The organism is Micromonospora sp. BL1, assembly GCF_003667485.1.
Taxonomy (GTDB): Bacteria; Actinomycetota; Actinomycetes; order Mycobacteriales; family Micromonosporaceae; genus Micromonospora; species Micromonospora tulbaghiae.
In genome coordinates this window covers 1-508 of the sequence record NZ_RCVK01000040.1, presented here as the reverse complement: position 1 = coordinate 508, position 508 = coordinate 1, and the positions used below count along the sequence as shown (strand labels likewise).

The window sequence follows — 508 nt, the reverse complement described above, 5'->3', positions numbered from 1 at the left end:
CGCCGGGCTGGTGGCCGCGCCCGCGTACGCGCTGGCGCTGCGCTGGTACCTGCGGCGCTCGATGCCGTACTACGCCCGCGAGCGGGTCGCCACCGGCGAGCGGACGCAGGCGATGGCCGGCGCGCTGCGCGGCGCGGCGACGGTGCGCGCGTACCGGACCGAGGACGCGCACGTGGCGGCCATCGCCGAGCGCTCCAGCGTGGCGCGCGACCTGTCGCTGGAGATCTTCAACCTGCACACCCGCTTCGGGCTGCGGATCAACCGGTCGGAGTTCCTCGGCCTCGCCGCGGTGCTCGTGGCCGGGTTCTTCCTGGTCCGCGACGACCTGGTCACCGTCGGCGCGGCGACGACCGCCGCGCTCTACTTCCACCGGCTGTTCAACCCGATCGGCCTGCTGCTGCTGGAGTCCGACTCGGTGCTGCAGGCCGGCGCGAGCCTCGCCCGCCTGGTCGGCGTGGCGAGCCTGCCCGACACCGCACCGCCCGCCGCGGCCGGCCCGGCCTCCACC

Annotated in this window: 1 protein-coding gene; it reads left to right on the top strand. The window is 76.2% G+C overall.

Annotated features, from left to right (window positions below; all coding sequences use genetic code 11):
- Positions 1–508 (top strand): ABC transporter transmembrane domain-containing protein (locus tag EAD96_RS00180; protein WP_147457805.1); only part of this gene is annotated, 508 nt, incomplete at both ends.